This window comes from Herbaspirillum sp. meg3 (assembly GCF_002257565.1).
Classification (GTDB): Bacteria; Pseudomonadota; Gammaproteobacteria; order Burkholderiales; family Burkholderiaceae_D; genus Herbaspirillum.
In genome coordinates, this window is the sequence record NZ_CP022736.1 from 916304 (window position 1) to 940275 (window position 23972).

15 protein-coding genes and 1 riboswitch are annotated in these 23972 nt (G+C 56.4%); of the genes, 9 read left to right on the top strand and 6 right to left on the bottom strand.

From position 1 onward, the window contains the following. Positions 1-39: 39 nt before the first annotated feature. Positions 40-1962 carry a putative bifunctional diguanylate cyclase/phosphodiesterase gene (locus tag hmeg3_RS04220; RefSeq protein WP_369828879.1) on the bottom strand — a complete coding sequence of 641 codons (1923 nt, stop codon included), beginning with the start codon at positions 1960-1962 and terminating at the stop codon, positions 40-42. Positions 1963-2620: 658 nt separating this feature from the next. After that, on the bottom strand, positions 2621-4246 hold the full coding sequence (locus hmeg3_RS04225; RefSeq protein ID WP_094562622.1) for a glucan biosynthesis protein: 1626 nt from the start codon (positions 4244-4246) through the stop codon (positions 2621-2623). Positions 4247-4544: 298 nt separating this feature from the next. Further along, positions 4545-4723, top strand: a riboswitch (yybP-ykoY riboswitch). Positions 4724-4727: 4 nt separating this feature from the next. Between hmeg3_RS04225 and hmeg3_RS04230 the strand changes: the two genes are divergently transcribed. Next, positions 4728-5303 carry a TMEM165/GDT1 family protein gene (locus hmeg3_RS04230; RefSeq protein ID WP_050476549.1) on the top strand — a complete coding sequence of 192 codons (576 nt, stop codon included), beginning with the start codon at positions 4728-4730 and terminating at the stop codon, positions 5301-5303. A gap of 141 nt (positions 5304-5444) precedes the next feature. On the opposite strand, the gene hmeg3_RS04235 is transcribed toward hmeg3_RS04230, so the two are convergent. Then, positions 5445-6512, bottom strand: a complete 1068-nt coding sequence (locus tag hmeg3_RS04235; protein ID WP_094562623.1) for a type II asparaginase — start codon at positions 6510-6512, stop codon at positions 5445-5447. Between the two features lie 617 nt (positions 6513-7129). Between hmeg3_RS04235 and hmeg3_RS04240 the strand changes: the two genes are divergently transcribed. Then, a complete protein-coding gene (locus hmeg3_RS04240; protein ID WP_094566132.1) occupies positions 7130-8629 on the top strand; it encodes an AMP nucleosidase in 1500 nt (499 codons plus the stop codon). A gap of 69 nt (positions 8630-8698) precedes the next feature. On the opposite strand, the gene hmeg3_RS04245 is transcribed toward hmeg3_RS04240, so the two are convergent. Next, positions 8699-9487 carry a hypothetical protein gene (locus hmeg3_RS04245; protein ID WP_094562624.1) on the bottom strand — a complete coding sequence of 263 codons (789 nt, stop codon included), beginning with the start codon at positions 9485-9487 and terminating at the stop codon, positions 8699-8701. Between the two features lie 267 nt (positions 9488-9754). After that, positions 9755-10972, bottom strand: coding sequence for a YbfB/YjiJ family MFS transporter (locus hmeg3_RS04250; RefSeq protein ID WP_094562625.1), 1218 nt, complete (start codon positions 10970-10972; stop codon positions 9755-9757). Between the two features lie 195 nt (positions 10973-11167). Between hmeg3_RS04250 and hmeg3_RS04255 the strand changes: the two genes are divergently transcribed. Next, positions 11168-12031 (top strand): LysR family transcriptional regulator, encoded by an 864-nt coding sequence (locus hmeg3_RS04255; RefSeq protein ID WP_094562626.1) that lies wholly within the window; start codon positions 11168-11170, stop codon positions 12029-12031. 212 nt (positions 12032-12243) lie between these two features. Here the strand turns inward: hmeg3_RS04255 and nhaR are convergent, their stop codons facing one another. Beyond that, positions 12244-13155 (bottom strand): transcriptional activator NhaR, encoded by a 912-nt coding sequence (gene nhaR / locus hmeg3_RS04260; protein WP_094562627.1) that lies wholly within the window; start codon positions 13153-13155, stop codon positions 12244-12246. A gap of 114 nt (positions 13156-13269) precedes the next feature. Here nhaR and hmeg3_RS04265 point away from each other — a divergent pair, with 114 nt between their 5' ends. The 6 genes from hmeg3_RS04265 (at position 13270) to hmeg3_RS04290 (ending at position 23899) form a co-directional block, all read left to right on the top strand. Further along, positions 13270-13590 carry a zf-TFIIB domain-containing protein gene (locus hmeg3_RS04265; RefSeq protein ID WP_094566133.1) on the top strand — a complete coding sequence of 107 codons (321 nt, stop codon included), beginning with the start codon at positions 13270-13272 and terminating at the stop codon, positions 13588-13590. Between the two features lie 36 nt (positions 13591-13626). After that, positions 13627-14592 carry a TerC family protein gene (locus hmeg3_RS04270; RefSeq protein ID WP_094562628.1) on the top strand — a complete coding sequence of 322 codons (966 nt, stop codon included), beginning with the start codon at positions 13627-13629 and terminating at the stop codon, positions 14590-14592. A gap of 123 nt (positions 14593-14715) precedes the next feature. Then, positions 14716-15441: a transposase gene (locus hmeg3_RS04275; RefSeq protein ID WP_094562629.1), complete on the top strand. Its 726-nt coding sequence runs from the start codon at positions 14716-14718 to the stop codon at positions 15439-15441. A gap of 184 nt (positions 15442-15625) precedes the next feature. Next, the gene (locus hmeg3_RS04280) at positions 15626-20302 is read left to right on the top strand and encodes a glutamate synthase-related protein (RefSeq protein ID WP_094562630.1); all 4677 of its coding nucleotides are present in this window, start codon (positions 15626-15628) and stop codon (positions 20300-20302) included. A 118-nt stretch (positions 20303-20420) separates the two neighbouring features. Then, positions 20421-21884, top strand: a complete 1464-nt coding sequence (locus hmeg3_RS04285) for a glutamate synthase subunit beta (RefSeq protein WP_094562631.1) — start codon at positions 20421-20423, stop codon at positions 21882-21884. Positions 21885-22105: 221 nt separating this feature from the next. Next, positions 22106-23899 carry a M61 family metallopeptidase gene (locus hmeg3_RS04290; protein WP_094562632.1) on the top strand — a complete coding sequence of 598 codons (1794 nt, stop codon included), beginning with the start codon at positions 22106-22108 and terminating at the stop codon, positions 23897-23899. Positions 23900-23972: the final 73 nt, after the last annotated feature.

Genomic DNA, 23972 nt, shown 5'->3' on the forward strand with positions numbered 1-23972 from the left:
GTTTCTCGTATCCGGCTTTTTCCCATTTTCCATTGGCTGTCATAGCGGATCGAATTTTCCTTTTTGGAGTATCGGCTCGATCTGTTCCGCCGAGACGGGGCGTTGCAGATAAAAGCCTTGTACTTGGTCGCAGCCGATGACCTTGAGATGCATCAACTGCTCTTTACTTTCTACACCTTCAGCGATGACCTTCAGTCCCAGGTTGCGTGCCAGCGAGACAGTGGAAGCAACGATCATGGCGTCGCTGTTGTCGTTGCGGATATCACGGATGAATGAACGATCGATCTTGAGCGCGTAGACCGGCAAGGTCTTGATATGGCTTAGGCTGGAATAGCCGGTGCCGTAATCGTCGAGTGAAATGCGCAGGCCTTCATTGCGCAGTTTTTCAAGTACGCTCTTGGCGCTGTCGATATCGCCGATGAAGCAGCTTTCCGTGACTTCGATTTCCAGCAGGAATGGCGGCAGTTTGTATTTCTTGAGTGCGCCGAGTAGGGTTTCCAGCAGCAATTCGTCTTGCAATTGCTTGACCGAGACGTTGATCGCGACGGGCACCGGAGTGATGCCGCGTCTGCGCCATTCAGCCAGTTGGCGGCACACTTCCTTGATGATCCAATGGCCGAGCGGGATGATCAGGTCGTGATCTTCCGCCAGCGGGATGAAGTCATTCGGGAAGATCAGGCCGTGCTCGGGATGTTCCCACCGAATGAGCGCTTCGAGACCGACGATGTCAAAATTCTGCATTTCCACCTTGGGCTGGTAATGCAGGCGGAACTCGTCCGCCTTGATCGCTTGCCGGAACCGCGCCAGCAATTCCAGCCCGCGCGCCGCGGAGGCGTTCAACGACGCATCGTAGAAACGATAGGTGCCGCTGCCGGCCTTTTTGGCGGTGTACATCGCCGCATCGGCGCTGGTCAGCAATTCATCGACGCTCTGGCCATCGCGTGGATACAGCGCAATGCCGATGCTGGGGGTGGCCTGGACTTCATGCCCTTCCAGATCGGGATACGGCTCGCTGATCGCCGTGAGCAGCGTGCGGGCGATCTCGGCGATGCGCTCTTCAGCAGCAATCTCGGAAACCAGTACGACGAACTCATCGCCGCCCAGTCGTGCCACCAGATCGTATTCACGCAGCACGCTGCGCAGGCGTTTGGCGACGTTTTGCAGCAAGGCGTCGCCGACGGCATGGCCGAGCGTGTCGTTGATGACCTTGAATTTGTCAAGGTCGAGGAAGAACAGGGCATACAGTTTTCGGCTGCGGCGCGCACGCGACAATTCGGTTGCTGCGATCTCGTGAAACAGCATGCGGTTGGGGATGCCGGTCAGATAGTCGTGCGAGGCCAGTTGGTAGGCGCGTGATTTTTCCATCTCCAGCTGATCGATGAGACCGCTCTTCTCGCGTTCAGAATAGAGCAGCTTTTCATACAAACGCTTGCGTCGATGTGCGATGTTGACGAGCGCGTAGCAGAACAGCAGCACGATGACGGAGATGATGACGGCCTGGTAGCGGTATTCGCGATGGGGTTCCGTCAATTTGCCGAGTACGTAATCCGGATCGCGGCTGACAATCACAGCCAGTGGATAGCGATCCAATTTGCGCTGCACACCGATCTGTTGTTCCCGCTCGCCGGGGCGCACGGCACGAATTTCTCCATCGGTTTTATTGTCGACGAGGAAGAGCGCGTATTCTTCGCCGGCAAAATTACTGCCACCCGACAAGGTGCTGCCGCTCAGTTCGGCCAGCTGAAAGCCGGTGGCGTTGAGGATCTCGATCCGGCTGCCGCTGCTGATGCTGACGTCTTTGTAGGTGCGTAAGAAATAGCCAAGGTCGAGGATGGCCGTGAAGAAGCCCTGCAATTCATCTTTCTTGTTCTTGAGGGGAATCAGCAAGGGGACGCGCCAGGTGTAGCCATCTTTCTTGAGTGGCGGACTGATGATCATGCCACGCTGGCGCTGGGAATACATCAGTGACGACACATAGGCCGCATTGATGAGTTGGGAGAATTCGGGTTCGTCCTTCTGGCGCGCGGAGGAATACACCAGTCTGGCGTTGGCGTCGAAGATGGCGACGCGCAGATAGGCGGAGTCGCCCAGAAATAATGGCGACAGATAGTTGGAAGCATGGGCGTCGCCATCCAGCACCGATTGGCCGATACGTGAATACAGCAAAGCCTTGCTGAGCACTTCTTCGAGATTGGAGGAGATGATGGCGGCGACGTTCTTGCTGTCGGCAACCGAACTTTCTACGGCGAGCGCCTTTTCATTGTGGATGCGTGTGAAGGTGATGGTCCAGATCACGATCAGTAAAAAACATGACAACAACACGTAGGCCAGCGACAGCCCCCGGCCATTTTGAAATGCCGTATTCAGCCAGCTCGGCCGCGTCGATAATCGTAACTGCAACTTAGTGCCTCAATTCGGGATGTCTCTGCGCTGTTCGCAAAGCTTTTTTGAAGAGTAAGCGGAAAATGTGTCGAATTGATGACAAGGCCGTATTTGTCGCGGCTGTGTTGCATCGGGGCAAGGCATTGCGCCGGCACGATGGCCGGCGCAATGGAGAGGGAGTAGAGATGGCGCAGAGCCGGCGCCAGCTTTTCGGGACGTAACGAAGCGCGTTGCTCTGTCAGTAGACGTTGCGAGTCTTGAATGGCTGGTATTGATAAAGCCAGGTTTCCGACAGCGTCTGGTTCTTGTGGCGCAGATAGAGGCGCAGGTCGACCGGATCGTCACCGTCGACGGTCAGATCGAACTGGGCTCGCCAGTGGCCTGCAACGCCGTTCGGCACTGCCTCGGTGAATATATACGAAAAAGTCCCGCGCGTACTCGACAACACCGCTTCAGGCAACTCGCCGAAGGCCAGTTTTTCCAGCGGAGCACCTTTGAACTCGACCATGAACTTACGCACATTGGGCGGGCGTGGCTGACCAGGTTGGCCGCCATTGCCAAGACGCGTGGCGACACAGCGCGCCAGCGGCGAGGGGTAAGGCTCATCCTTGAGCCAATGCAAGCGATAACGCAGGCGATAGCTGCTGCCTGCGGAGGCCTTGGCTTTGGGAACCCACATCGCGACGATGTTGTCGTGGATTTCATCATCGGTCGGGATTTCGATCAGTTGTACCGATCCCTCGCCCCAGCCTTCCAATGGCTCGACCCATAGGCTTGGGCGGCGCTCGTAATGCACGCCGTCCTGATAATGGTCAAAGTTACGGTCACGCTGCAACAGGCCGAAGCCGCGTGGATTGTTATCGCCGAAAGCCGAGGCGGTGATGCGCGCCGGGTTGTTGAGCGGGCGCCAGATGTGTTCGCCGTTGCCGTTCCAGATTGCCAGACCGTCGGAGTCGTGGACTTCCGGACGCCAGTCGGCGCCGGTGCCTTTGACCGCTTCGGAGAACCACAGCATCGAGGTCGCCGGCGCAATGCCGAGGCGGCCTACGTCCTTGCGCAGGAACAGCGCGCAGTCGACATCCATGATCACGCCGGGCACGCCGCCCGCATCGCGCCGCATGATGAACTTGTAGGCACCGGCGATGCTCGGGCCGTCCAGCACGGCATACACCACGACGGTATCGCTTTTATCGGCTGGGGCTTCGAAGTAGAAGTGGGTGAAGTTCGGGAATTCTTCCGACTTGCCGGCCTGGGCAACGTCGATGGCGATGCCGCGTGCCGACAAGCCGTATTGATACAGGTCGCCGATGGCGCGGAAATAGGAGGCGCCGAGGAAGGCGACCCAGTCGTTCTTGCGCCAGTCGAGTTTGGTCTGGTCGCCGGTGCGGCTTTCCTGAAAGCGAAAACCGGCGAAGCCACTGCCGCGCGGCAGCTTGCGCGCGGGGCTGTCGGCGGGCATGTCGAAGTAGCTTTCGTCGTACAGGATCTCGCGTGCTTTGGCGTTGTTGCCGGCGCCTTCGAGCGTGTACATGTGCACCGGCGCCTGGAAGAAGCGGCCGAGATGGAAGAAGGTCACGGGGAACTGTCCGGGGCCATCTGCAAACAAGGATGAGTCGGTATTGAATTTGATCTTGCCGTGCGCCTCGTAGTCGATCTTGTCGAGGATATCGGCCGGCGGCTTGTTCTGCGCTCTATAAGGCGACTGCGCGGTAGTGCGCACCTGAGCAATCAGGGCGTCGAACGAGAAGGGCGCGGGATTGCCGAGCTTGATGCGGTTGGCGGCGAGCGCTTCGGGAGGAATGCCGAGGGCGGCGAGAGCGGCAGTCGCGGTGGCAGAGCTCAGGAAGGTGCGTCGATTGATCATAGGCGAGATGTCGAATGATTAATGCTGTGCAAAGACAGCAAAGGTTGGTCGGGAGTGCGGCCTGATGCAGGTCGAGGTTGGTGTCACCTGCATCATTGGCTTCATTCTTGTCATCGATGAATGAGGGCGCGGCTGCAAAGGCGGAAATCCTAGCATGACACAGGCTTGCCGGGGCAGGTACCCGTTACCGGCGGCAAAGCTTGCCTTGCGTCTACTTTATAAAGAGTCTCGTTACCGCGCTTGGTTCCTGCCTCCTTGTGTATTTTCTATGGACGCGTAAAAACTAATTGAGTAAAATGCGCGGGTCATTGGGGAGTAGTCGCCTTCCACCCTGAGGAGGGGCTTATGTCAACATACTTGATCCACACGATCATGGCATAAGCGGTCCTAAGCGCTTGACAAGACCTTTGACCACGTTGCCCTCCGGAATGGCCGGGGAGAGGCGTGGTCATTGTTTTCTGTCCGGCCATGGAGACCCCAATTGGATGCATTTCTCATTTCTACCGGCGTAGTCGCCTTAGCTGAAATTGGCGACAAGACGCAACTGCTGGCTTTTATCCTCGCTGCAAAATTCCGTAAACCGATTCCCATTATTCTGGGCGTTCTGGTGTCGACCATTGCCAATCACGCTTTTGCCGGCGCGCTGGGCGCGTGGATCACTTCACTGGTTTCGCCTGAAACCATGCGCTGGATTCTCGGCGTGTCCTTCATCGGCATGGCGATCTGGACGCTTATTCCCGACAAGTTCGATGAGAGCGAAGCCAAGTTTGCGCGCTTCGGCGTATTTGGCACCACCGTGATCGCCTTCTTCCTCGCGGAGATGGGCGACAAGACGCAGGTGGCGACGGTCGCCCTGGCGGCGCAGTATCACGCTTTTGTGCCGGTGGTTGCCGGAACGACGCTGGGCATGATGATCGCCAACGTGCCGGCGGTGCTGCTGGGTGACAGGATTGCCGGCAAGATCCCGGTGCGCATCGTGCATGCAATCGCCGCATTGATCTTCGCGATCATCGGCGTGGCGACGTTGCTCGGCGCGGGCAAGTCACTCGGCATTTAAGCTTGGCGAAAGGACTGCAAGGCATCAGGAACCTTGAGTCAGCTTATCTTTTTACAATAAAAAACGGCCCGCAATGCGGGCCGTTTTTCTTGCTGTTGGTAGCTGATTCAGATGCAGCGTGAACCAGCCCAAAACCAGCGATCAATACGAATAGAAGATCTTTTGGATTTCTTTGGTATCGGATGTCTTGGTCAGTGCCAGCATCAGCAGGATGCGTGCCTTTTGCGCGTTCAGCGTGTCGGAAACAACAAAGTCCAGCTTGTCGTCGTCCGCTTCGCCGTTGCGTGCCACGATGCCTTGGCCGACGCGGCTTGCGCGAACGATGACGACGCCTTTCTTGCGTGCTTCAGTCAGCGATGGAGCAACCATGTTGTTCAGGCTGCCGTCACCCACGCCTGCGTGGATGATGCCCTTGGCGCCAGCGGCGACGAAGGCGTTCAGCGCGATCGGGTTCATGTTGGCGTAGCCGTAGACGATGTCGACTTGCGGCAGCACATCCAGTTTCGAGATGTCGAATTCGGAATCAACAGTGTGCTTGCGGGTCGACTGGCGATAGAAGAACGGCTTGCTGCCCTGGATGTAACCGAGGAAGCCCAGTTCAGGCGTCTTGAAGGTATCCAGCGTCGAGGTGTTGGTCTTGGTCACTTCGCGCGCAGCGTTGATCTGGTCGTTCAGTGTCACCAGCACGCCCTTGCCGATGGCTTCCTGGCTGCCTGCCAGCAACACGGCGTTGTACAGATTGATCGGGCCGTCGGCGCTGATGGCTGTCGATGGGCGCATTGCGCCGACGATTACCACCGGCTTCTTGCTGTGTACGGTCAGGTCGAGGAAGTAAGCTGTTTCTTCGATCGTGTCGGTACCGTGAGTGATCACGATGCCGTCAACATCGCTTTGCGCCAGCAGCGTGTTCACGCGCTTGGACAACTTCAGCCAGTAGTCGTTGTTCATGTTTTCGCTGGCGATCTGGAATACTTGCTCGCCCTTGACGTTCGCGACTTTCTTCAGTTCCGGCACGGCATCGATCAGCGCGTCAACACCGATTTTTGCTGCGGTGTAGCCGACGGTTGTCGTGCTGGTGGCGCCGGTGCCTGCGATAGTGCCGCCGGTTGCCAGGATCATCACGTTAGGGAGTTTTTGTGCGTGTGCGACGGATACCAGCGCAGCACAGGCCAGGATCAAAAACTGGCCGAAGATCTTTTTCGAATACATGTCGTTCCTCTTGGTGAAAGTATGTTTTTTAGTCTCTTCTCCGTTTGTACCGACGCGAGCAGAACTCGTCGGAAGCAGCCCTCGTGAGGCGCGGAGAGCAGCCACGATAGCACTCATTAACGCTTCTTAGAAGATGTCTTGAATGAAATCGGGAACTATTTTTTCACGCAAATAACCGCATGGAATATTTGCCCGTAAGGAGTGCATGTGCAGCGCTTTTTAAGGGCACGAAAGCGATGGTTTTGCACTCAAATTGCTCGTGCTGAGCAACGTGGAAACGGCGTCAGGGCGACGCAAATCACATACTCAAAAGAATGGCGAAGACAGATGCTTTGGATTTGCGAGTATTTTGAATTTTTGAGTCTTCTCTATTTTGTTAAATCCAAAAAAACAATGTCGAATTCTTAATTCTATTCAAGAATTTACCTGTCCGGGAAATTGAATGGCATACCGTTGTTGCCCGCAGTCAGTTTTCCTGTCAGCTTTCGGAATTGAATTGGCCTTTTTGTTTATATAGGTACAATGAAATCGGATGCTGCCGCTCTATGTGAATCATGAAAATCACGACAGTCACGCAGACGGCAGCGCATCGAGAACCGGAATTGATTGGAGAAAAGTTGTTGACCGAAAAATTTACCGATCCGCAAGCAGCGGTCGATCGCGTGATCGAGATCTATGAGCACAATACCGCCATCCTTCGCGATGCCTTCAAACAATTCGCCAAAGGCGAAGTGTTGCAGGAGCGTGTGCGAGCGTGCTACCCCTTTGTGCGCATCACAACTGAAAAGGTGACGCACACCGACACGCGCCAGTCATTCGGTTTTGTCGCCGGGCCGGGAACGTACCAGACGACGTTGACGCGTCCGACGCTGTTCAAGAATTATTTGCTGAGCCAGTTCAAGCTGTTGCTGAGTAATCATCAGGAGCCGCTGGAAATCGGTGTGAGCGATTTGCCGATTCCGGTTCACTTCGCGTTTGCCGAAGGTATTCACGTCGAGGGGGATCTGGATCCGGACCATTTGCGTCTGTTGCCTGACGTGTTCGATTTGCCCGATCTGGCCGAGATGGATGACCGCATCGTCAATGGTACCTATGAAGTCGACAACGGTGGCTGGCGCGATGGCATTCATCCGCTGGCCTTGTTCACCGGGCCGCGCATCGATTACTCACTGCATCGTCTGCGTCATTACACGGCGACGGCGCCGCAGCAGTTTCAACGCTACGTGCTGTTCACGAATTACGCGTTCTACGTCGATGAGTTCGTGCGCATGGGGCGCGAGCTGATGCAGGCGACCGATGATCCTGAGCTGCGCACTTATCGTCAGCAGTACACGGCCTTCGTTGAACCGGGTAACGTGACGACACCGAACGCCAATGTCGAAGGCATGAAGGGCATGCCGAGTACCGGCACACCGCCGGTGCGTCAGCCGCAGATGCCGGCGTATCACCTGCAGCGCGCAGACGGCACTGGCATCACGCTGGTCAATATTGGCGTGGGCCCGTCTAATGCGAAGACGATCACCGATCACATTGCAGTGCTGCGTCCGCATGGCTGGATCATGCTTGGCCATTGCGCAGGTTTGTCGTCGTCGCAACGCATGGGCGATTATGTTTTGGCGCATGCGTACGTTCGCGACGATCATGTGCTGGATGACGACCTGCCGCTGTGGGTGCCGATTCCGGCGCTGGCGGAAGTGCAACTTGCATTGCAGGACGCTGTTGCCGGGATCACGCAACTGGAAGGATATGAGTTGAAGCGCATCATGCGCACCGGTACCGTGGCCTCGGTAGATGATCGCAACTGGGAACTGCGCGATCATCGCACGCCCTTGCTGCGGTTCAGTCAAAGCCGGGCAATCGCGCTGGATATGGAAAGTGCGACGGTGGCCGCCAACGGCTTTCGTTTCCGCGTTCCGTACGGGACCTTGCTGTGCGTGTCCGACAAACCGCTGCACGGGGAGATCAAGTTGCCGGGGATGGCGAATCGCTTCTATGAGCAACGCGTCGCTCAACATCTAAAGATCGGCATCCGTGCGCTGGAGCTGTTGCGCAATCATGGCATCGAGCAACTGCACAGCCGCAAGCTGCGCAGTTTCGGGGAGCCTGCTTTCCGTTAATCTTGCTCCTGAAAGTGAAAGCCCATGCTCCTATACGCATGGGCTTTTTTACTTTGACCGCAACAGTTTTCAGAATGCATAAGTGAATCTGGCGCCGATTTCTTTGGTTGTGTTTGCAGGTTCCAAACTGCACTCGGCGCAAGCTTCGCTATTCGCAATCCTCCAATAGCGATAGAAAGGTGCGATACGGATTTCACTGCGATTCGCCAACGGATAGGCGAGTGTAAGTGATGCCTCCAGGCCGCGTCCGTTTCTTTGCTGATGAATCAGCGTGGGAATATTGAATTGAGCGTCGTACGATGAATACTGGGTTCCTTTCAGTAAATATTGGTACGCGATCTGAGGCGTGATGCTAAAACGTGCCGAGGGCGAAGTGTATTTTGCTTTGATTCCCGCGCTCAGAAAGGTGTAACGCGATTCGCGGCGATACCCAATTTTTTCGTCATTGGTAATTTGGTCAAGGCGATCTGTGAGCGTGCGATACCCCAATCCTATCGATGGCGTGACTTCGGTATTTAAAATCGGGAAGGCGCATTCGTACACCGCGCGTATCTCGTACAGGTAGCGATTCTGCCCATTCTCACGATCTTCGTGCGAGTTCTTGTAGTCGCTCTTGCCTTGCGCATAACGTCCAATCAAAAAAAGGCCGTGCCGGTTGTCAATCCAAATTCCCATAGTTGCACCGATGCCATACATCGTTGCTTGCTCAGACATGAGATAACTGCCTTCAAATTTTTCCTGGTAGGTTTCTCTGTATGTTTCGCTTTGGATTTCGAAGACCGGTTTGATGGTGTGAGCTTCTAGCTTGAACGATGTTGTCACCAGCACTGAGAGCGCCAGTATCCGGATGATTCGCATGTCTACTCCTCTTGATTGAACAGTCAGGGATAGTGCGTGGACGGATCCATATCGCGCCTCGAACAGAGTCGGGATCGATAAAACGCCGGTACATGGTTGCGCAAGCCGAAGTGGCTGAGAAGCAGAGGAGGCGCAATAGTTGAGATATTCGTTAATACATGCGCTTGTCTATCAAAAAATATCGTGTTTGGGTGATAAAAGACGAAGTGAGATCCACCGTGGTTATAGCTGCCTTAAAGGGCAGCAAGAGCGCAGGTGGATTGATCTTTACGATGTTGTCATTGGATGACGGACCGGTGAGCGCGACACTAGCCAGCAATATAAGACAGCTCCCGTCAGGAGGGCGGCGGCTGCGATACTCAGCGAAGGCGTGAACGAGCCGGTCGCATGTACCAGCCGTGTCGCCAGCGGCGGGCCGGCAATCTGGCCGATGCCATAGGATGCGGTCATCAAGCCCATCAGTCCCGCTGCATGATGACTGCGCAGGCGGCGTGCTTCACGCATGGCAAATAGCGTGATGGCGGTGAAGGGCAGACCGAGCAAAATACTGCCGAGTGCGAATCCGACTTCGTTAGGGAAAATTGCGCTGCTGACCACGCCGATTGCCTGCATGACGTAGCTGATCGCCAGCAGCAAGCGCTGATCAAAGTGCACGGGTATCCGTGTCGCACCCAGCGCGCCGAGCGCTACGCACAAGCCAAACAACGGCCAGAAGAAATCCGGCCACGCCGAACCGGGCGGCAATGCCTGGCGTGCAATGACGGGGAGGAAGGTGGCGGTAATGATGTAGCCGAATCCTGCCATGCCATACGCCAGCACTTGCCAGCGGACTTCCTGGCGGATCGCCGCCGGTTCTGCGCTCTCTGTTCCAGCCGGGGTGACATTGGCTGCACGCAAATCAAGATTGCCACTGAAGGTGCTCCACACTGCCGCCGTCAACGCGGCCGCCAACAAGCCGAATGCGATCCAACCGGTATCGGCATGCCAGCCGTTGCTGACCATGCTGCTGCTGGACAAGCCGGTGAGCATGATGCCGATGCCGGGACCGCAGTAGATGATGCCGCCCAGTGCTGGTAATTGCAGCTGCGCCAGACGTTGCAGACACCATCCCGAGCTGTAGACGAATACCAGTGCGCTGGCGATGCCGGATAGCAGGCGCAACGCCAGCCATATCGCTTGCGCATGCAGCAAGCCCATGCCGAGCGTCAGCAAGACCGTCGCAATCAGCCCGGCGCGAATCGTTCGCGTCGGCGGCAAGCCTCGCCAGAACGCGCACAGCATGGCGCCGATGAAATAACCGAGATAGTTCGATGTCGCCAGCCAGCCGCCGCTGTTGAGGTCGATGGTCTGGTCGTGCAGCATCATCGGCAGCAGCGGAGTAAAGGCAAAGCGGCCGATGCCCATGGCTGCGGCGAGTGCAATCAGGCCTGCGAAGGCGATGCGCAGGGCGCTTTTACGGTTGTGGCTTGCGTCCGGAGTAGTCATTGTTTCCTGTTCTTGAGGCGCTATCGCGGATTGATTGCCGGGCGTCATTATTTTTGAATTGTGTTTGTTGCGACGTTGCTAACTTGTCGCGAATGTCGCAATGTTAGCTTGTCTTTATCATTCTAAAAAATGAATAATTAGAATGTATTCATCTTTTTATGAGATGGTAGATGAAGATTTTTAAACGGAGTCAGCATGGAACTTGCCGAACTTGAAATTTTTCGCGCGGTCGTTGCCGAAGGTGGCGTCACGCGCGCTGCCGAGCGTCTGCATCGTGTGCAGTCGAATGTGACCACGCGGCTGCGGCAGCTGGAGGAGTCAGTGGGTGTTTCGCTGTTTATCCGTGATCGCAAACGTCTGGTATTGACGCCTGCGGGTGAAATATTGCTCGACTATTCCGAACGCATCCTCGGTCTGGTGCAAGAAGCCAGGCATGCGATGGTGCCGCAAGAGCCGCGCGGCAGGCTGCGGGTAGGGGCGATGGAAAGTACCTCTGCAAGTCGTTTGCCGGGGCCGCTGGCGGCTTTTCATCAGCGCTGGCCGGAAGTACAACTGGAGTTGACCACGGGAGCGACGAAACATCTGATCGATCAGGTGCGCAGCTTCAAGCTTGATGCCGCCCTGGTGGCAGGGCCCATTCCCGAAGATGTTTTTTTCTCAACGCCGTTATACCAGGAAGAACTGATGATCACGGTGCCCCGCGGTCATCGGCGGGTAAAGACGCCGGATGATCTGAACGTGGAGACGTTGATTGTCTTTGAACAAGGTTGTACCTATCGAAGCCTTGCAGAACAGTGGTTCGCTTCAGGCAGTGTCAAGGATCGCCGCCCTTTACGAATTCTGGAGCTTGGCTCATATCACGCCATGCTTGCCTGCATCGCAGCAGGCATCGGCATGGCTTTTGTTCCGCGTTCGATATTAAATATGCATGGACAACAGAATTTTTCCGCCTATTCTTTAGGTAAGGAAGGGCGGATTACTACCTCCCTGATTTGTCGCCGTGAGCAACAGACGATGGTTTTCAATGCGCTGCGAACCCTTTTGCTGACTGAGTCCTGACGGAATATGTTGCGCAGCGGAGGGTGGCGTAACAATTTGTAAAAAACACTGCAGCACTACTCTGCTTTTCTTATAGTTGGTTTTCCCCCTCCATTCTCTCCCCCGAGAATGGGATTTACCCCACGATCCGTAAGGAGCGTGGGGTTTTTTCTTTGTGCTTTCGCTTTGTTTGATGTTGCCGCAATGGCATGCCGACATGCAGGCCCTGCGTTTTATTTCCCTTTTGGAATGATCAGACTCTCACGCGCTGCCGACTGTATCGCCAGCACGGCGGGATGTGTCAATCGCCTTTCAACCGAGATCGCGTAGAACTGTTCGGTGATCTGTTCGGTTTGTCCAATTTGCACGACGCCGAGTTGTTGCTTCAATTGCATGGCCACTGCAGAGGGGGCCGCGAAGATACCGGTGCCGGCCTCGCCGAAAGCATTCAGCAACGCGCCATCATCGAACTCGCCGGCGATTCGCGGGCGTATTTTTTCTTTTTCAAACCAGCGCAGCAATTTTGGCCGAACCGCCGCGTCTTCTCCGGGCATCAGGAATGGTGCGTCATCAAGGCTCTGCGGAAAATTCTTCTTGTAGTGTTTTGCCAGTGCTGGCGTGGCGAAAAAACTGGTGTTGCACTCGCCCAGCAGGTGGCTGTATCCGCGTACGTCGATATTGGCAGGCATGGGGCTGTCGGCGATGACGATATCCAGACGATGGATCGCCAGATCGCCGAGCAAGCTGTTCAGCTTGCCTTCACGGCAAACGATGCGTACGGGGTCATCAAGTTTCAGCGCCGTCTCCAGCAGCAGATACGCGATCGTTTTGGGGACTGCATCAGCGACGCCGACTCTGAATTGCAAAGGACTGCCGCCCGGGCGAAAGCGCATGACTTCTTCCAGTTCCTCGCCGAGCGTGAAGATTTGATCGGCATAGGCGAACACGGTGCGACCGGCATCGTTGAGCTCCAGCTTGCGACCGATGCGGTTGAATAACTTGTAGCCCAGACTGTCTTCGAACAGCGTAATCTGACCGCTGATGGTCTGCGCCGTCAGATGCAGGCGCTCGCCGGCACGCGCAATGCCACCGGTTTTGGCGACGACCCAGAAGTAATGCAGATGTTTGTAATTGAGCGCGGCCATGGCCTATCCTATTCATCGGTTTTTCCGAAGATAAATGAAAGTATATTCGAATTTTCAATAGGTCAGGATCCAGCTACAGTACGGCTTGTCTATTGCAAAGCCATGGAGGCCGTCATGAAATGTCCTGTCTGTACTACCGTCAATCTGAACATGAGCGATCGTCAGGGCGTCGAGATCGACTATTGCCCGCAATGCCGCGGCGTCTGGTTGGATCGCGGTGAATTGGATAAGCTGATTGAGCGCTCACAAGCTGCCGCGGCGCCGATGCAACAAGCGGTTCCGCAGCCGCATCATCAACCGATTCAGCAGCGCGCACTGGCGCCGCAATACGCGCCGCAACAGCAGCGTGGCTATGACGATGGCCATCGCTACAACAAGGATTATCAGTCGCGCAAGAAAAAGGGATTTTTGGGCGAATTTTTCGACTTCGATTAATGGGCTAATCAGTCGCTATAAATAAAGGGGAATACCGTGAACGGTGTAGAAAGTTTTGCAAGTCCGCTGATGTGGGGCGGATTTATCGTATTTGTGCTGGGCATGCTGGCGTTCGACATGCTGGTGCTGGGCGGACGTCATTCGCATAAGGTGACGGTCAAGGAAGCGCTGGGATGGTCAATCGCCTGGGTGATGCTGGCTTTACTGTTCAGCGGCCTGCTGTGGTGGTATCTGGATCACAGCATCGGGCGCGAATTCGCAAATCAGAAGAGCCTGGAGTTTCTCTCCGGTTATCTGATTGAAAAGTCGCTGTCGGTGGATAACATCTTCGTCTTCCTGGTGATCTTCGGCTACTTCGCCGTGCCGGCCGAGATGCAGCGCCGTGTGTTGTTGTACGGCGTGGTCGGTGCGATCGTCATGCGTGCCGTGATGATTTTGCTGGGTGCCTGGCTGATCGCGCAGTTCAGCTGGATCATGTATCTGTTCGGCGCTTTCCTGATCATCACCGGCATCAAGATGCTGATCTTTGCGGACAAGGAGAGCGATCTCAACGACAACCCTTTGCTGAAGTTCTTGCGCAAACATATGCGTATCAGCAATGAGTACGACGGCGAGAAGTTCTTCACGATGCGCAACGGCGTGCGCTATTTCACGCCGCTGATGCTGGTGCTGATCCTGATCGAAGTGACGGACTTGATTTTTGCGGTCGACAGCATTCCGGCGATTTTCGCGATCACGACTGACCCGTTCATCGTGTTCACATCGAACATGTTTGCGATCATGGGTTTGCGGGCGCTGTACTTCCTGCTGGCCGATGTGGCAGATCGCTTCCACTATCTCAAATACGGTCTGGCGCTTGTGCTGGTGTTTGTGGGTGGCAAGATGTTGCTGGCGTACTGGTTCCACATTCCAGTGATGATTTCGCTACTGGTCGTTGGCTTGATCCTGCTGGCGTCGGTGTTGATCAGTCTGGTGTTGTCACGCAAGAAGGCTGTGGTTTAAGTTGTAAGTTTTCGCTTGAACCGATAGATCCACAAAGGATCATGCGAAACGAGCAAAAATTGGGGTCGGAGTTGATTTACAATCGTGAATCGCCTCCGGCCTTTTTTGTTTTAGTCGTTACCTATGGCTCGCTTACCCCGCCTTGTCGTCCCACATCAACCGCATCACATCATTCAGCGCGGTCATGACAAACAATTAATATTTCGCGACTCCGCCGATCATGCGGCGTTCTTGGAGTGGTTGAAAGAGGGCGCGAAGCGTTTCAAGGTCGCCATTCACGCCTATGTACTCATGTCCGACCACATTCATGTGCTGGCGACACCTGTTGATGCCGACGGGCTGGCACGAATGATGCAATGGGTTGGGCGGTATTACGTTCCTTATTACAACCAGAAATATGAAAGAGGCGGCACCTTGTGGCAGGGGCGTTACCGAGCTACGGTGCTGGACGCCGAGCGCTACCTGCTGTTGTGCAGTCGCTACATCGAGCTGAATCCTGTCCGTAATGGACTCGTCGCAGGAGCGGCGGATTATCCATGGTCGAGTTACATGCATCACATTGGCGCAAAGTCGGATCCGCTGATCACTGACCACCGTTTGTATTGGGCTTTGGGCAATACGCCGTTCGACCGCGAGATCGCCTACAAGCTGTTGGCCGAGCAGTCGCTGGGCAGTCAGGAAGTAGAAGCGATCACGCAGGCGACCTTGAAGGGCTGGGCATTGGGTGCCGACGACTTCAAATCAGGCCTGGAAAAACAGGTCAGCCGCCGCGTCAGTCCTGCCAAGCGAGGTCGTCCAGTCAAAAAAGTGGATATTACGCTGGAGAAAGATGGTGATCAGGACAAATAAAAATTGAATAAAAGTCTTTTAATACAATGGTTTAATGATTTTTTCAATTTACTCTGTCCCTAATTTAAAAATATTAAAAATTCTGAGGTTTTTAATTTTACTCTGACCCCTTTTGTTCTTATTGAAGATTTGGGTGCAGTGCACTATCCTTAAATCCTTACTCTCAAAGTGGTGGAGCACCGTTATGCATGCGCAAGGCCTATACGACCCAGCTAATGAACACGACGCCTGTGGTGTCGGTTTTATCGCCCATATCAAGGGCAAGAAAAACCATTCTATCGTTGAGCAAGGCTTGCTCATCCTGAAGAATCTCGACCACCGGGGTGCTGTCGGTGCTGATCCGCTCATGGGCGATGGCGCCGGTATTCTGATCCAGATTCCGGATCAGTACTACCGCGAAGAAATGTCCAAGCAAGGCGTTGAGCTGCCGCCGCCAGGCGAATACGGCGTCGGCATGATCTTCCTGCCGAAAGAAAATGCTTCCCGTATCGCCTGTGAACAGGAAATCGAGCGCTCGGTATTGGCTGAAGGCCAGGTTGTGCTGGGCTGGCGCGATGTGCCGGTCGACATGGACATGCCGATGTCGCCGACCGTGCGTGAAAAAGAGCCTGTCATTCGCCAGATCTTCATTGGTCGCGGTCCGGACATCATGGTGACCGACGCGCTGGAACGCAAACTGTATGTGATCCGCAAATCCTCCGGCCACGCCATTCAGGCGCTGAACCTCATCCACGGCAAAGAATTCTTCGTGCCGTCGATGTCGGCGCGCACGGTCGTCTACAAGGGCCTGTTGCTGGCCGACCAGGTTGGTGTGTATTACAAAGACCTGCAGGATCCGCGCTGCGTTTCGGCGCTGGCGCTGGTGCACCAACGCTTTTCCACCAACACCTTCCCCGAGTGGCCGCTGGCTCACCCATACCGCCTGATCGCCCACAACGGCGAAATCAACACCGTCAAGGGCAACTTCAACTGGATGCGCGCACGCGAAGGCGTGATGCAGTCGGCCGTGCTGGGCGACGATCTGAAGAAGCTGTTTCCGCTGATCTATGAAGGCCAGTCCGACACCGCTTGCTTCGACAATGCGCTCGAACTGTTGCTGATGGCAGGCTATCCGCTGGCGCAAGCCATGATGATGATGGTGCCGGAAGCCTGGGAAAACCACACCCTGATGGACGACAACCGTCGCGCCTTCTACGAATACCACGCCGCGATGATGGAGCCATGGGACGGCCCGGCTGCCCTGGCCTTCACCGACGGCCGTCACATCGGCGGCACCTTGGATCGTAACGGTCTGCGTCCTGCGCGTTACATCGTGACTGACGACGACCTGGTCGTGATGGCTTCCGAATCCGGCGTGTTGCCGATTCCTGAATCCAAGATCATCCAGAAATGGCGCCTGCAACCGGGCAAGATGTTCCTGATCGACCTCGACGCCGGCCGCATCATCGACGATAAGGAACTGAAGGACACTTACGCCAACGCCAAGCCATACAAGCAATGGATTTCGTCGGTGCGCGTCAAGCTGGACGAGCTCAAGTCGGAGCCGTTTGAATCCGGCTCGACCATTCCGCTGCTGGATCGCCAGCAAGTGTTTGGCTACACCCAGGAAGACGTCAAGTTCCTGATGGCGCCGATGGCGTCGGGTGGTGAAGAAGCGATCGGTTCGATGGGCAACGACTCGCCGCTGGCAGTCATGTCCAACAAGAACAAGACGCTCTATAACTACTTCAAGCAATTGTTCGCGCAAGTGACCAACCCGCCGATCGACCCGATCCGCGAAGCGATGGTCATGTCGCTGGTGTCCTTCATCGGCCCGCGTCCGAACCTGCTCGACACCAACAACATCAACCCGCCGATGCGTCTGGAAGTGTCGCAGCCGATTCTGAACTACGACGATATCGCCAAGCTGCGCAACATCAGCGCGCATACCGGCGGCAAGTTCAAGTCGCACGAGCTGAACATCTGCTACCCGGTCGCATGGGGCAAGGAAGGCATCGAAGCACGCCTGGCATCGCTGTGCGCCAAAGCGGTTGATGCCGTCAAGTCGGGCCACAACATCCTGATCATTTCGGATCGCAAGGTCGATTCCGAACAAGTCGCGATTCCAGCATTGCTGGCGACTTCCGCAATCCACTTGCACCTGGTGAGCAAGGGCCTGCGTACGTCGACCGGTCTGGTCGTCGACACCGGCTCCGCACGCGAAACGCATCACTTCGCACTGCTGGCAGGCTACGGCGCCGAAGCGATCCACCCATACCTGGCCATGGACACGCTGACCGAAATGGCCAAGGGTTTGCCGGGCGACCTGTCGGGCGACAAGGCGATCTACAACTTCCAGAAGGCAATCGGCAAGGGCTTGCTGAAGGTCATGTCGAAGATGGGTATTTCGACCTACATGTCCTACTGCGGTGCGCAGATTTTCGAAGCCATCGGTCTGAACAAGGCGCTGGTCGACAAGTACTTCAAGGGCACGGCATCGAACGTCGAAGGTATCGGCGTGTTCGAAGTCGCCGAAGAAGCGTTGCGCCTGCACCGTGCTGCCTTCAGCAGCGATCCTGTCCTCGCCAATGCGCTCGATGCCGGCGGTGAATATGCCTTCCGTATCCGCGGTGAAGAGCACATGTGGACACCGGATGCGATCGCCAAGCTGCAACACTCGACCCGTGCGAACAACTTCAATTCGTACAAGGAATATGCGCAGATCATCAACGATCAATCCAAGCGCCACATGACCTTGCGCGGTCTGTTCGAGTTCAAGATCGATCCGTCGAAGGCGATCTCGATCGATGAAGTCGAGCCAGCCAAGGAAATCGTCAAGCGTTTCGCTACCGGCGCGATGTCGCTCGGCTCGATCTCGACCGAAGCACACGCCACACTGGCAATTGCGATGAACCGCATCGGCGGCAAGTCCAACACCGGCGAAGGCGGCGAAGACGTCAATCGTTACCGCAACGAACTGAAGGGCATCCCGATCAAGCAAGGCGCAACCCTGGCATCGGAAATCGGCAAGGACGTCATCGAAGTCGACATCCCGCTGCAAGCAGGCGACTCGCTGCGCTCGCGCATCAAGCAGGTGGCATCCGGCCGCTTCGGCGTGTCGGCCGAATACCTGATCTCTGCCGACCAGATCCAGATCAAGATGGCGCAGGGCGCGAAGCCGGGCGAAGGCGGTCAGTTGCCAGGCCACAAGGTCACCGACTACATCGCGACATTGCGCGTGTCGGTGCCGGGCGTTGGTCTGATTTCACCACCGCCGCACCATGACATCTATTCGATCGAAGATCTGGCACAGCTGATCCACGATCTGAAAAACGTCAATCCGCGTGCGTCGATCTCGGTCAAGCTGGTGTCGGAAGTCGGCGTCGGTACAGTTGCCGCAGGTGTTGCCAAGGCCAAGTCGGATCACGTCGTGATCGCAGGCCATGATGGTGGCACGGGCGCATCGCCGCTATCCTCGATCAAGCATGCCGGTTCGCCATGGGAGCTCGGCCTGGCCGAAACCCAGCAGACTCTGGTGCTGAACGGTTTGCGTAACCGCATCCGTGTGCAGGCTGACGGCCAGATGAAGACCGGTCGCGACGTCGTTATCGGCGCACTGCTGGGTGCGGACGAATTCGGTTTCGCTACTGCACCGCTGGTCGTCGAAGGCTGCATCATGATGCGCAAGTGCCATCTGAACACTTGCCCGGTCGGCGTGGCGACGCAGGATCCTGTCCTGCGCGCCAAGTTCTCCGGCAAGCCTGAACACGTGGTCAACTTCTTCTTCTTCATCGCGGAAGAAGCGCGTCAGATCATGGCGCAACTGGGTATTCGTACTTTCAGCGAACTGATCGGCCGTTCCGATCTGCTGGACCGTACCAAGGCTATCCAACACTGGAAGGCGCAAGGTCTGGACTTCAGCAAGATTTTCTATCAACCGGTCAGCGCTACACCTTACTTCCACACCGAAGAGCAAGATCACGGTCTGGACAAGGCGTTGGATCACAAGCTCATTGCACAGGCACGTACCGCGCTTGATAAGGGCGAGAAGGTTTCCTTCATTTCGCCGATCCGTAACCTGAACCGCACCGTCGGCGCCATGTTGTCGGGTGAAGTGGCCAAGCGTTATGGCAACGAAGGTCTGCCGGACGACACCATCCACATCCAGTTGCAAGGTACTGCCGGTCAATCCGCAGGCGCGTTCCTGGCGCACGGCGTGACGCTGGATCTGGTCGGCGAAGGCAACGATTATGTCGGCAAGGGCTTGTCGGGTGGCCGCATCATTGTGCGTCCAAACACCGAGTTCCGCGGTCGCGCAGTCGACAACATGATCTCCGGCAATACCGTGCTGTACGGTGCGACGACCGGCGAAGCATTCATCAACGGCGTGGTCGGCGAGCGTTTCGCTGTACGTAACTCCGGCGCGATTGCAGTTGTTGAGGGCACCGGCGATCACGGTTGCGAATACATGACCGGCGGCACTGTCGTCGTACTGGGTGGCACCGGCCGTAACTTTGCAGCAGGTATGTCCGGCGGCATCGCTTATGTCTACGACGAAGCCGGCGACTTCGCTGGCAAGTGCAACATGGCGATGGTCGCATTGGAAAAGGTTTTGTCCGACACCGAACAGGAAGCCTCCACCGATCGCGCTGTCTGGCACAGCCTGCAACGCGGCGGCAACGGCCAGACCGATGAAGTGATATTGCGTGGTCTGATCGAGCGTCACTTCAAGTACACCGGCAGCACGCGCGCGCGCTACCTGCTGGACAACTGGGCGGCATCGCGCGGCAAGTTCGTCAAGGTCTTCCCGACCGAGTACAAACGTGCACTGGGAGAACTGAATGCTGCCAAAGCGACGCCTAAGGACAAGGTTCCGGCATAAAAAATAAACGCCGCAGCCAGTCTTAACGATCAATATCAATATACGCAAGGCTGACGATTTCTAACGACAACGACAGAATCGTCAGCCACCTATCCTTAGCGAAGAATGTGAGTGGAAAATGGGTAAAGTAACCGGCTTTATGGAATATGAGCGCCTGAAAGAGGCGAGCGAAGCGCCGCAGTCGCGCATGAAGCATTACAAGGAGTTCGTTCTCCATCTGGGCGACGCGGAAGCCAAAGTGCAAGGCGCACGCTGCATGGATTGCGGCATCCCGTTCTGCAACAACGGCTGCCCGGTCAACAACATCATCCCCGACTGGAATGATCTGGTCTATCGCGGCGACTACAAGGAAGCGCTGGACACGCTGCACTCGACCAATAACTTCCCCGAATTCACCGGCCGCATCTGCCCCGCGCCGTGTGAAGCGGCTTGCACGCTGGGTATCAACAGCGATGCCGTCGGCATTAAGTCGATTGAGCATTTCATCATCGACAAGGGGTGGGAAAACGGCTGGGTCACGCCGCAACCGGCTGCCGTCAAGACCGGCAAGAAAGTCGCCGTGGTCGGCTCCGGTCCTGCGGGCCTGGCTGCCGCACAACAACTGGCGCGCGCCGGTCATGACGTCACCGTGTTCGAAAAGAATGACCGCGTCGGCGGCCTGCTGCGTTACGGCATCCCCGATTTCAAGATGGAAAAGTCGCACATCGACCTGCGCGTCGAACAGATGCAAGCAGAAGGCGTCGTCTTCCGTACCAGCACGCTGGTGGGCAAGGATTTCCCTGCCAATATCACCAACTGGTCCAAGGAAACGGTTTCTCCTGACGACCTGAAGAAAGATTTCGACGCCGTCGTCATCGCCGGCGGTGCAGAACTGCCGCGTGACTTGCCGGTGCCTGGACGCGAATTGAAGGGCGTGCATTTCGCCATGGAATTCCTGCCGCTGCAAAACAAGGTCAACGCCGGCGACAAGCTCAAGGGCCAGATCATGGCGACCGACAAGCACGTGGTCGTGATCGGCGGCGGCGATACCGGTTCCGACTGCGTCGGCACCTCCAACCGTCACGGCGCTGCATCAGTCGCTCAGTTCGAGCTGATGCCGCAACCGCCGGAAACAGAAAACAAGCCGATGGTCTGGCCGTACTGGCCAACCAAGCTGCGCACATCGTCGTCGCATGAAGAAGGTTGCGACCGCGATTGGGCCGTGGCGACCAAACGCCTGGAAGGCAAGAACGGCAAGGTTGAAAAACTGATCGCCGCGCGCGTCGAATGGAAGGACGGCAAGATGCAGGAAGTGCCGAATTCCGAATTCGAAATGAAGGCCGACCTGGTGCTGCTGGCCATGGGCTTCGTCTCGCCGGTGCAGCAAGTGCTCGAATCTTTCGGCGTCGACAAGGACCAACGCGGCAACGCCAAGGCCACCACCGATGGCGAAGGCTGCTACAAGACTTCGGTCGACAAGGTGTTTGCCGCAGGCGACATGCGTCGCGGTCAATCGCTCGTGGTCTGGGCGATTCGCGAAGGCCGTCAATGCGCACGTGCAGTGGATGAGTTCCTGATGGGCTCGTCGGTGCTGCCACGCTGATTCGATACTGTAAAAAGCAAACGCGGTAAAAAAGCCGGATTGACGAAAGTCTTTCCGGCTTTTTTACTTTGTGGCTCAGGCGCCGGAAGGGCGCTGGGCTAAGCAAAATCAGCCTGGTGTCAGCCCGGACTCGCCTTGCTCAAGTACAATGGAATTTCACTTTTCAGACACGGCTTGTCGTCGCGATTATCGGCGACAACCGGCGATAACCGAAGAACAACATGACTACCCCGATTCGCTACAGCATCACCTCCAACGATTGCGCCGCCCACGTGTTCGACGTCACCCTGACAGTCGATGCGCCGGCTGCCGACGGACAAGTATTTTCCTTGCCGGCGTGGATTCCCGGCAGCTACATGATTCGTGAATTCGCGCGCAATATCGTACAAATCCGCGGCGAAGCCGGCGGCAAGAAAGTCGCGCTGCGCAAGCTCGACAAACACACCTGGCGTGCTGCGCCGTGTACCGGCCCGCTGACGCTGAGCTATCAGGTCTATGCCTGGGATTTGTCGGTGCGTACCGCACATCTGGATCAGACCCACGCTTTCTTTAACGGCACCAGCGTGTTTCTGCGTGTTGAAGGGCAGGAGCAATCGCAACACGTCGTCGACATCCGCCGCCCCGAAGGCGACGCTTACAAGCGCTGGCGCGTGGCGACTTCCTTGCCGGAACTTAAGGCCAAGCGTTATGGATTCGGGTCTTACATCGCCGGCGACTATGACGAGTTGATCGACCATCCGGTTGAGCTGGGCGACTTTGCGCTGACTACTTTTACAGCGCATGGCGTACCGCACGACATTGTGATCACCGGCAAAGTGCCGAATCTGGACATGGCACGCCTGTCCTCCGATCTGAAGAAGATCTGCGAAGCGCAGATTGCCTTCTTCGAGCCGAAAAGCAAACGTGCACCGATGTCGCGTTACGTCTTCATGACCATGGTCGTTGGCGATGGCTACGGCGGTCTGGAGCATCGTGCTTCGACCGCGCTGATTTGTGCGCGCAGCGATCTGCCGGTGAAAGGCAAGGCGGAATCGACCGATGGCTACCGCACCTATCTCGGTTTGTGCAGCCACGAATATTTCCACACCTGGAACGTCAAACGCATCAAACCGGCGATGTTTGCGCCGTATGACTTGCGGGAAGAGGGCTACACCTCGTTGCTGTGGCTGTTTGAGGGGTTCACCAGCTACTACGACGATCTGTTCCTGGTTCGCACCGGTCTGATCGATACGCCGGACTATCTGAAGATGCTGTCGAAGACCACCAACGGTGTCTTGCGTGGCAGCGGCCGACGCAAGCAGAGTGTGGCTGAATCGAGCTTCGACGCCTGGGTCAAATACTACCGCCAGGACGAAAACGCACCGAACGCCATCGTCAGCTATTACACCAAAGGTTCGCTCGTCGCGCTGGGTCTTGACCTGACGATCCGTGCTGAAACCAATGGCAGCAAGTCGCTGGACGATGTGATGCTGGCGTTGTGGCAGCGCTTTGGCCGTGATTTCTATAGCCGTAAAGGAGGCAAGGGCGTCGGTGAGGAAGAGGCCGAGGCTTTGTTCGAAGAAGTCAGCGGCGTGAAGTTGAAGCGTTTCTTTGATCGCTATATTCGCGGCACCGAAGACCTGCCGCTGGAGTCGTTGATGGCGCCGTTCGGCGTCGCCTATGCAGACGTGCGCAAGGATGCCAAGCCCGGTATGAATGTTCGTGTGACGCGCGACGGCGGCGACGCCAAGCTTGCCAATGTGTACGACGGCGGTGCAGGGCAGCGTGCGGGATTGTCGGCAGGTGATCGTTTGGTCGCGCTGGATGGGGTTCGTATTCCACCAACAGGTATGGATGGTTTGCTGGCCCGTTATAGCGAGAATGACGTCGTCGCTTTGCACGTGTTCCGTCGCGACGAACTGATGTGTTTCCAGGTCAAGCTGAAGAATGATGGCGCACCGCAAGTGACGTTGACTGCGCAAGATAAGCCGGTTGCTCTGGTGCGCAAACGCAAGGCGTGGCTGGGCGCCAATTAATCGGCATTGTTTTGACGGCATTGGCATCGGCATTGATATCTGGCCGGCGCCAATACCGCTCCCGATGCTGACG